The organism is Paucibacter sp. PLA-PC-4, from assembly GCF_026241155.1.
In the GTDB taxonomy this organism is placed as follows: Bacteria; Pseudomonadota; Gammaproteobacteria; order Burkholderiales; family Burkholderiaceae_C; genus Roseateles_E.
Map to the genome: position 1 here is coordinate 171999 of NZ_JAPFGP010000015.1, position 6613 is coordinate 178611.

Annotated in this window: 10 protein-coding genes; 7 read left to right on the forward strand and 3 right to left on the reverse strand. The window is 64.8% G+C overall.

Annotated elements, in window-relative coordinates; genetic code table 11:
* The first annotated feature begins 74 nt into the window (after positions 1-74).
* Both OOZ63_RS21730 and OOZ63_RS21735 read left to right on the forward strand, forming a co-directional pair.
* Positions 75-806 (forward strand): SDR family NAD(P)-dependent oxidoreductase, encoded by a 732-nt coding sequence (locus OOZ63_RS21730; RefSeq protein WP_266007701.1) that lies wholly within the window; start codon positions 75-77, stop codon positions 804-806.
* The gene (locus OOZ63_RS21735) at positions 803-1450 is read left to right on the forward strand and encodes a DJ-1/PfpI family protein (protein ID WP_266007702.1); all 648 of its coding nucleotides are present in this window, start codon (positions 803-805) and stop codon (positions 1448-1450) included. Before OOZ63_RS21730 ends, OOZ63_RS21735 begins: the two co-directional genes overlap by 4 nt.
* 41 nt (positions 1451-1491) lie before the next feature.
* Here the strand turns inward: OOZ63_RS21735 and OOZ63_RS21740 are convergent, their stop codons facing one another.
* The 3 genes from OOZ63_RS21740 to OOZ63_RS21750 all read right to left on the reverse strand — a co-directional run bounded on the left by OOZ63_RS21740 (position 1492) and on the right by OOZ63_RS21750 (position 3400).
* Positions 1492-2031 (reverse strand): hypothetical protein, encoded by a 540-nt coding sequence (locus OOZ63_RS21740; RefSeq protein WP_266007703.1) that lies wholly within the window; start codon positions 2029-2031, stop codon positions 1492-1494.
* A 98-nt stretch (positions 2032-2129) separates the two neighbouring features.
* Positions 2130-2675, reverse strand: a complete 546-nt coding sequence (locus tag OOZ63_RS21745; RefSeq protein WP_266007704.1) for a FlgO family outer membrane protein — start codon at positions 2673-2675, stop codon at positions 2130-2132.
* Positions 2672-3400 carry a hypothetical protein gene (locus tag OOZ63_RS21750; RefSeq protein WP_266007705.1) on the reverse strand — a complete coding sequence of 243 codons (729 nt, stop codon included), beginning with the start codon at positions 3398-3400 and terminating at the stop codon, positions 2672-2674. Before OOZ63_RS21750 ends, OOZ63_RS21745 begins: the two co-directional genes overlap by 4 nt.
* 138 nt (positions 3401-3538) lie before the next feature.
* Here OOZ63_RS21750 and OOZ63_RS21755 point away from each other — a divergent pair, with 138 nt between their 5' ends.
* The 5 genes from OOZ63_RS21755 to aqpZ all read left to right on the forward strand — a co-directional run bounded on the left by OOZ63_RS21755 (position 3539) and on the right by aqpZ (position 6442).
* Positions 3539-3988 (forward strand): NUDIX hydrolase, encoded by a 450-nt coding sequence (locus OOZ63_RS21755; protein ID WP_266007706.1) that lies wholly within the window; start codon positions 3539-3541, stop codon positions 3986-3988.
* Positions 3981-4337 carry a nuclear transport factor 2 family protein gene (locus OOZ63_RS21760; protein WP_266007707.1) on the forward strand — a complete coding sequence of 119 codons (357 nt, stop codon included), beginning with the start codon at positions 3981-3983 and terminating at the stop codon, positions 4335-4337. The genes OOZ63_RS21755 and OOZ63_RS21760 overlap by 8 nt, the downstream gene beginning before the upstream one ends.
* 123 nt (positions 4338-4460) lie before the next feature.
* Positions 4461-5060, forward strand: a complete 600-nt coding sequence (locus tag OOZ63_RS21765) for a ClpP family protease (RefSeq protein WP_266007708.1) — start codon at positions 4461-4463, stop codon at positions 5058-5060.
* 2 nt (positions 5061-5062) lie between these two features.
* Positions 5063-5614: a GNAT family N-acetyltransferase gene (locus OOZ63_RS21770; protein WP_266007709.1), complete on the forward strand. Its 552-nt coding sequence runs from the start codon at positions 5063-5065 to the stop codon at positions 5612-5614.
* A 135-nt stretch (positions 5615-5749) separates the two neighbouring features.
* Complete coding sequence (gene aqpZ / locus OOZ63_RS21775) at positions 5750-6442, forward strand: aquaporin Z (RefSeq protein ID WP_266007710.1); 693 nt, start codon at positions 5750-5752, stop codon at positions 6440-6442.
* The last annotated feature ends 171 nt before the right edge of the window (positions 6443-6613 follow it).

Below are 6613 nucleotides of genomic sequence, written 5' to 3' on the forward strand. Positions count from 1 at the left end.
GCGCTGTTCTGGGGCGGAGCTCGGTTCGTGCGGTGGGCCAATTTTGCGTGGGGGTCTTGACGAGGTTTAAGGCGATGGATCTGCAACTCAAGGGCCTGCGGGCCGTAGTCACTGGCGGTTCCTCGGGCATAGGCGCCGCTATCGTGCGCGCCTTGGCCGGCGAGGGCTGCGATGTGGTGTTTTGCGCGCGTGATGCGGGCCGCATTGAGGTCGCGCTTCGGGCCCTGCGCGGCTTGCCCGGTCGCGTTAGCGCCCGCGCACTCGATGTCACCGACACGCCAGCGCTGCGCGACTGGCTGGGCTCGCTGGGCGGCTTCGACATCTTTGTGCCCAATGTCAGCGCACTCAGCGGCGATTGGGAGCAGGCGATACGCAGCGACATCCGTGGCACTGTGGAGGCTACTGAGGCCGCCGTGCCTTGGCTGCAGGGCTCGCCGCACGGGGCCATCACCTACATCGGCTCCAAGGCCGGCTCGCTGGCGGCCCCCAACTCGGTCGCCTATGGCGCGGCCAAGGCGGCACTGGCGCATTACATGAAGTCGTTGTCGGCCCGCCTGCTGCCGCTTGTGCGCGTTAACACTGTGTCGCCGGGCGATACCCTGGTGAGCGATGGGTTCTGGGATCGGGTACGTCGCGAAGAGCCGGATCAATTCGCCAAGGTAGTGCAGCGCAACCCCCTGCAACGCTTGGCCACGCCCGAGGAGATCGCTCGCGTCGTGGCCTTTGTGTCGAGCCCGGCGGCCAGCTTTGTCGCGGGGGCGAACTGGTATGTCGATGGCGGCTCTACGGCGCATGTGCAGTTATGAGTCTTGACGTCCGAACAGGACCCGGCAATGCAGCTGTGCCGGTTGCGGTGCTGCTCTATCCCGGCTGCATCTTCTTCGAAATTGCCTTGGCGGCCGAATTGCTTGCAAGGCTTGGCTGTACGCTGCGTTACTACTCGCCCGATGGCAGGCCGCACCAGGCCTCGCTGGGCGCCTGTATCGCGCCACAGGGCGCTTACGCGGATCTGGCGAGGGAGTCTGGCGGGCTGGCGGCTGTGCTGGTTCCGGGCGGCGACCCGGGATCCATCATCCCGCAGCAACTTGCGACACCTTGCCTGCGTGCCGCCGCCGAACGTGGTGTCTTGCTGGCCGGCATCTGCGCCGGCAATCTGGTGCTGGCCAGTGCCGGTCTGCTGAGTGGCCGGCGCGGCACGCACAACTACACCAGCGAGCATGCCAGCTCTGAGGCTGTGTCCTTCACCGCGCAGTTTTGGGAGGGTCTGGCCTTTGAGCGAGCCGATCTGGTGACGGATGAGGGCGCTCGGCTGATCACCGCACAGCCCTGGGCCTATGTGAGTTATGCCGCAGCAGTGGCTCGCGGCCTAGGCTTACTCAGTGAAGCCGAATCCCAGGCTTTCAGGGCTGGCCATCAAAAGTCCTACGAAAGTCCGGAGCTTGCCCGCTGACAGGTCAGTCACAAACGATGCGCTTCTTATCACGCTTGCCCTTACAGCCGTTCGAGCGCGCCCGGCGCTAGATCGGCGTGTGGCCCGATGGCGCGGCCGACCTGCACCAGGCTCTGCTGTGCGCATGCGCCGAATCGCAGCGCCATCACCACTCGCAGCTGCACCAAGCCGAATGCCTGCAGAGCCTTCAGACGAAGCGGGGCCTGGCGCAGCGGCCGGCGAAGGTGGTGTCGGCGCCGTGGTTTCACGATGCCGTCTTTGAGGTCCGGAGCGGTGACAACAAGGGGAAAACCGCGCTCTGAGAACGCCGGGCTATGCAGGCTGCGGCGGTGCCGGCCGAGGCGGTGGCGCACGTCTATGAGCTCGAGATGGTGACGCGTCATAGCCAACTGCCCGCCGCCGGCGACGCGCAGTTGCCTGTGGACATCGATTTGCCCATCCTCGGTGCACCCGAGCCGCGCCTTTCGCAGCACGATCAGTAGATCCGCGCGGAGTTCGCTTTCGTGGCTGGTCGGGTGTTTCGCGTTACTCGCCGCGCCGCGCCGCGCCATCCTTCGCTCCTTCATCGAGCGGCCGCGCATCTTCGGCTGCGAATATTTTCTTCAGTTTTTGGAGCAGCGTGCCCGTCAAATCCCGGCGAGGACGACGGACTGGAGCGCCGGTGACGGATTCGGCCGCTTCAATTCACCAGCAACGCACGTACGTTCGCATCCAGCGGTATCGCGTAGTCATGGGCGGCCAATACTAAATTCCCCTGCTCGCCGCCGACCAGCTTGAGACTCAGATAGAGGAACTGGGTAGATGCCGTGTAAGTGCCAACCACCACGGCCTGGGCATGGTGGCTGCGGCTGATATCGCGCAGCTCGCGCGAGAGTAGCAGCGCACCCTCGCTGTGCTTGATGAACAGCTTGTCGCGCAACTTCAGTTCGATTACTGGATAGCCGCGGTTGACTAGCCGGCCGCAGACCTGCTCTGAGAAGAGCCTGCCCAGACGCGAGGACTCGGTCAGCACATCTAGATTCACGAAGGACGCCACCAGCATCGGTTGACTGAGGTCCAGGGGCGCACCATGAAGCAGCGCGTCGACGGCCTGCCGGTTTATCGCTATCAGGTCGGCCGGCGGTGTCTTTGTTGCAGCCGGAGTCGCTGCACATGCGCTCAGCAGCAGGGCCGTTGCGAACAGTGCGCAGCGGCGCAGCCATCTCTGCAGAGTTGTATTCATCATCGATCCCCCACCACTTTCCAGGTCTTCATCAGAGGCACCGCCTGGGCCGGCGCGGGCAGGTAAAGAGCCGCGTTGTCGGCCTCAACATAGTAGACATCGGCGGTGCGGGCCAGATAGGTTCCCTCGGCGCTGATGGCGGTGGAGATCAGCACCTCGCTGCCGGTCGGGCCGCCGGCGGCATTGCCTTCACGTGCCAGCCTCGCGCCGTCGGCCAGCGCACCTAGGGCCAGCGTGCTGCCGACCACAGACAAGCTGCTGTGTTCGTGGCGCACCAGGTCGCGCAGCACATGAACGCCGGCCGCCAGCGTCGTGAAGGGTAGGGGATTGGAATTGGGTGTGCGTTCACTATGACGCACCACCTGGGCCTCAATGCTCATCTGCAGTGCTGCTGAGCCAGGCTCGCTGGCCACACGAATGCCCTGTTCGAGCAGCCTTGCCATCAGCAGGCTGCGAAAGCTCTGGTGGAAGCTGCTGGGCTCTACCGCCGGCAACAGATAGAGCGGCGGCAGCGGTGCATGCGGCGTCTTGGTGTCGCCGAGTAGCTTGGTCGCTACGCGTTGAGCCACATCCCCAGCCAGCACGTCCCAATGATGGACGGCGCGGGCTTTCTTTTGGCTGCTGGCGGGATAGTTCTCGGCCTTCGGCACGTCGAGGCTGGTACAGCCACCGAGCAGTGACGCCAATGCGATCAGCGTCCCAGCTGCAACGGTTGTCTTGGAACTCATAGGTGGCGCCATACTTTTTTTGCTTGAAAGGAATTGGCGACGACTGGCTGGCCTCAATTAAGCGTTGTGCGGTGAAGATCGTGCATATTTCGCTCATTGGCCAAGCACGCTCGAGCGTCTAAAGGAAAACGAGAAGGTATGGACACGATGCCTGACGAGGTGACGCTGGTGCCGACGCTGGCTTATCCGGTCTCGATCAAGGCCGTGTTGCGTGCACCAAGTGGCGAGCTGGTGCTGATGCTCAACGAGCGCGATGAATGGGAGCTGCCTGGCGGCCGCATCGAGCCCGGTGAGTCGCCGCGTGAGTGCCTGGCTCGCGAGATCGAGGAGGAGTTGGGGCTGCGGGTGGAGGTCGAAGCGTCGCCGCTCGATGCCTATCTCTTCGAGGTGATCCCCGGCAAGCAGGTTTTCGTATGCACCTATAGGGTCTGGCTGTCAGCAGGAGAGAGTTTCGCGCCCCGGCTGAGCCACGAGCACTTGCAGATTGGCCTGTTTGCGCCCGAGGCTTTGCCGGCGAACCTGCCGGCCGGCTATCGGACCTCTGTTCGCAATGCCTTGGTAGCCGAGGAGGCCGGCGGCGATGAGTGAAACCCCGCAGAACAGCAGCGCCAGCATCGTGCTGGCCGAGCAGATTCGCAACATCGAACGCAGCCGTCTGCGCGCTCTGGTCGCTGCCGATATGGCGCTGGCCCGGCCGCTGCATGCTCCCGAATTCCAGCTGATCATGCCGGGCGGCGTGGCCTTCAGCCGTGACCAGCACCTCGGCCGGATCGAGCAGGGCTTTCTGCGCTACCTGCGCTGGGAGCCTGATGCCGAAATGGCGGTGCAGGTCAGCGGCCAGGACAATGCGGTGATTCGCTACCAGGCCACGCTCGCCTTCGAGGGCAGCGCGCCGTTGCGCTGCTGCCATATCGACACTTATGAGCGCAATGCCTAGGGTCAGTGGCAGGTCGTGTGGTCGCAGGCCACAGCGATCAGGCCTGTAGGCTGAGCCGCCCTCGGGCCGTCGGCGCATGCGCCACAATCACGATCAGACATCCATGTTCCGGAGACTTTTTCCATGACTCACGCCCACACCCTTGCCGCCGAATCCGCGCCCACCGCCAGCGATCGCCCCGATCGCCTGGAGGAGCAGCTGTCCTTCAAGTCGCGCTTTGTGCTGCTGTTCGGCGAGATCAGCGACACCGTTGCCCATGCCACCTGCCGCCGCCTGCTGGCGCTGGCGGCCGAGTCGGATGCGCCGATCACGCTGCTGATCTCCTCGCCGGGCGGCCATGTGGAATCGGGCGATGCGATCCACGACATGATCAACTTTGTGCGTGCCCCGGTCACCACGGTGGGCACCGGCTGGGTGGCCAGCGCCGGCGCCCATATCTTCTTGGCGCCGCCCAAAGAGCGCCGCGTCTGCCTGCCCAACACCCGCTTCATGATCCACCAGCCGGCCGGCGGCGCCGGCGGCCAGGCCTCGGACATCGCGATCCAGGCGCGCGAGATCCTGCGCACCCGCGAGCGCATCGCCCAAGTCATCGCCAAAAAAACCGGCCAGAAGCTCGAGCGCGTGCAGACCGATATGGAACGCGACCACTGGATGAGCGCGGCCGAAGCCATCGAGTACGGCATCGTCTCGCGCGTCATTGAGCGTCAGCAAGAGCTGGGCTGATATTGCATTCTTCACTGCTGCCAGCCGGCGATCAACTGCTGCTGCGCCCTTTCGATGACGGCGATGCGCCGGCGTTCGCGGCCGCTGCGCGCGAGTCGGTCGCGACAGTGGGGCGCTGGATGCCCTGGTGCAGCGAGGTCTACAGCGAGCAGGATGCGCTGGACTGGTTCGCCGCCTGCCGTGCCGGCGCTGCAGCGGGCACGGCTCATGAGTTCGGCATCTTCGACCGCGAGACAGCAGCCTTTATTGGCGGCACCGGCTTGAACCTGATCAACCGCCAGCATCTCTACTGCAATCTGGGCTACTGGGTGCGGCAATCGCGACAGGGGCAGGGGGTGGCGGGCCGCTGTGTCCAGACTCTGGCGGCGCATGCTTTCAGCGTGCTGGGGCTGCGCCGGGTTGAGATCATCGTCGCCGAGGGCAACCGGCCCAGCGAGGCGGTGGCCCGCAAGTCCGGCGCGCTGCTGGAATGCGTGGCCCGTCAGCGGCTGCATATTCGCGGCGTATCAGTGCCAGCCTCGGTGTTCTCGCTGGTGGCCGGGTCGGATCGCTGACCAGCAAGACCTGGCCCCTGCCTCAGGGGACATTCCGAGATTGCCTTGTCACGAGGCTTGCATCATCATGCGGCGCAGCCGCTGGCGGCAGTATGGATGGCCAGTGTGTTGAACCCTTTGGTGGAGGAAGAAACGATGACAACAAAGCAATATGGTGCGGAATTCCTGGGTACGTTCTGGCTGGTGCTGGGGGGCTGTGGCAGCGCGGTGCTCGCGGCGGCCTTCCCGGGCCTGGGCATCGGCTTCGTCGGCGTGTCGCTGGCCTTCGGCCTGACGGTGCTGACGATGGCTTACGCGGTGGGCCATATCTCGGGCGGGCATTTCAACCCGGCCGTCTCGGTGGGGTTGTGGGCAGGCGGGCGCTTCCCGGCCTCGCAGCTGCTGCCTTACATCATTGCTCAGGTGCTGGGCGGCCTGGCGGCCGGCGGCGTGCTCTATCTGATCGCCAGCGGCAAGGCCGGCTTTGATGTGACAGCCGGCTTCGCGTCGAACGGCTTCGGCGAGCATTCGCCCGGCGGCTACTCGCTGCAGGCGGCCCTGATTACCGAGGTCGTGATGACGGCCTTCTTCCTGATCATCATCCTGGGCGCCACGGACGGCCGTGCGCCGGCCGGCTTTGCGCCGATCGCGATCGGCCTGGCCCTGACCCTGATCCACCTGATCAGCATCCCGGTCACCAACACCTCGGTGAACCCTGCGCGCAGCACCGGCGTCGCGATCTATGTTGGCGGCTGGGCGGTGCAGCAGCTTTGGCTGTTCTGGCTGGCCCCCATTGTCGGTGCGCTGCTGGGCGCGACCGCCTATCGCGTTGTCGGCGCCAAGTCCTGATCTCACTCGGCAAGACCTAACCCGATAGCAAGAGCCGGCCTGCGCAGTCCGTGTCAATACTCTGACGCTAAGCTGAAGGCCTGAAGACAATGCCCTGCAACGCAAGTTGCAGGGCATTGTTCTTATGGGCTACGTGCAAGGACAGAGTCGAGACCAGGGCAGCCTGTTTCC

Excerpts from the sequence above, each read along its gene's own strand:
- aqpZ (WP_266007710.1), top strand. The coding sequence starts at position 5,750 with ATGACAACAAAGCAATATGGTGCGGAATTCCTGGGTACGTTCTGGCTG.
- OOZ63_RS21745 (WP_266007704.1), bottom strand. The coding sequence starts at position 2,675 with ATGATGAATACAACTCTGCAGAGATGGCTGCGCCGCTGCGCACTGTTC.
- OOZ63_RS21765 (WP_266007708.1), top strand. The coding sequence starts at position 4,461 with ATGACTCACGCCCACACCCTTGCCGCCGAATCCGCGCCCACCGCCAGC.
- OOZ63_RS21730 (WP_266007701.1), top strand. The coding sequence starts at position 75 with ATGGATCTGCAACTCAAGGGCCTGCGGGCCGTAGTCACTGGCGGTTCC.
- OOZ63_RS21750 (WP_266007705.1), bottom strand. The coding sequence starts at position 3,400 with ATGAGTTCCAAGACAACCGTTGCAGCTGGGACGCTGATCGCATTGGCG.
- OOZ63_RS21740 (WP_266007703.1), bottom strand. The coding sequence starts at position 2,031 with ATGCGCGGCCGCTCGATGAAGGAGCGAAGGATGGCGCGGCGCGGCGCG.
- OOZ63_RS21735 (WP_266007702.1), top strand. The coding sequence starts at position 803 with ATGAGTCTTGACGTCCGAACAGGACCCGGCAATGCAGCTGTGCCGGTT.
- OOZ63_RS21755 (WP_266007706.1), top strand. The coding sequence starts at position 3,539 with ATGGACACGATGCCTGACGAGGTGACGCTGGTGCCGACGCTGGCTTAT.
- OOZ63_RS21760 (WP_266007707.1), top strand. The coding sequence starts at position 3,981 with ATGAGTGAAACCCCGCAGAACAGCAGCGCCAGCATCGTGCTGGCCGAG.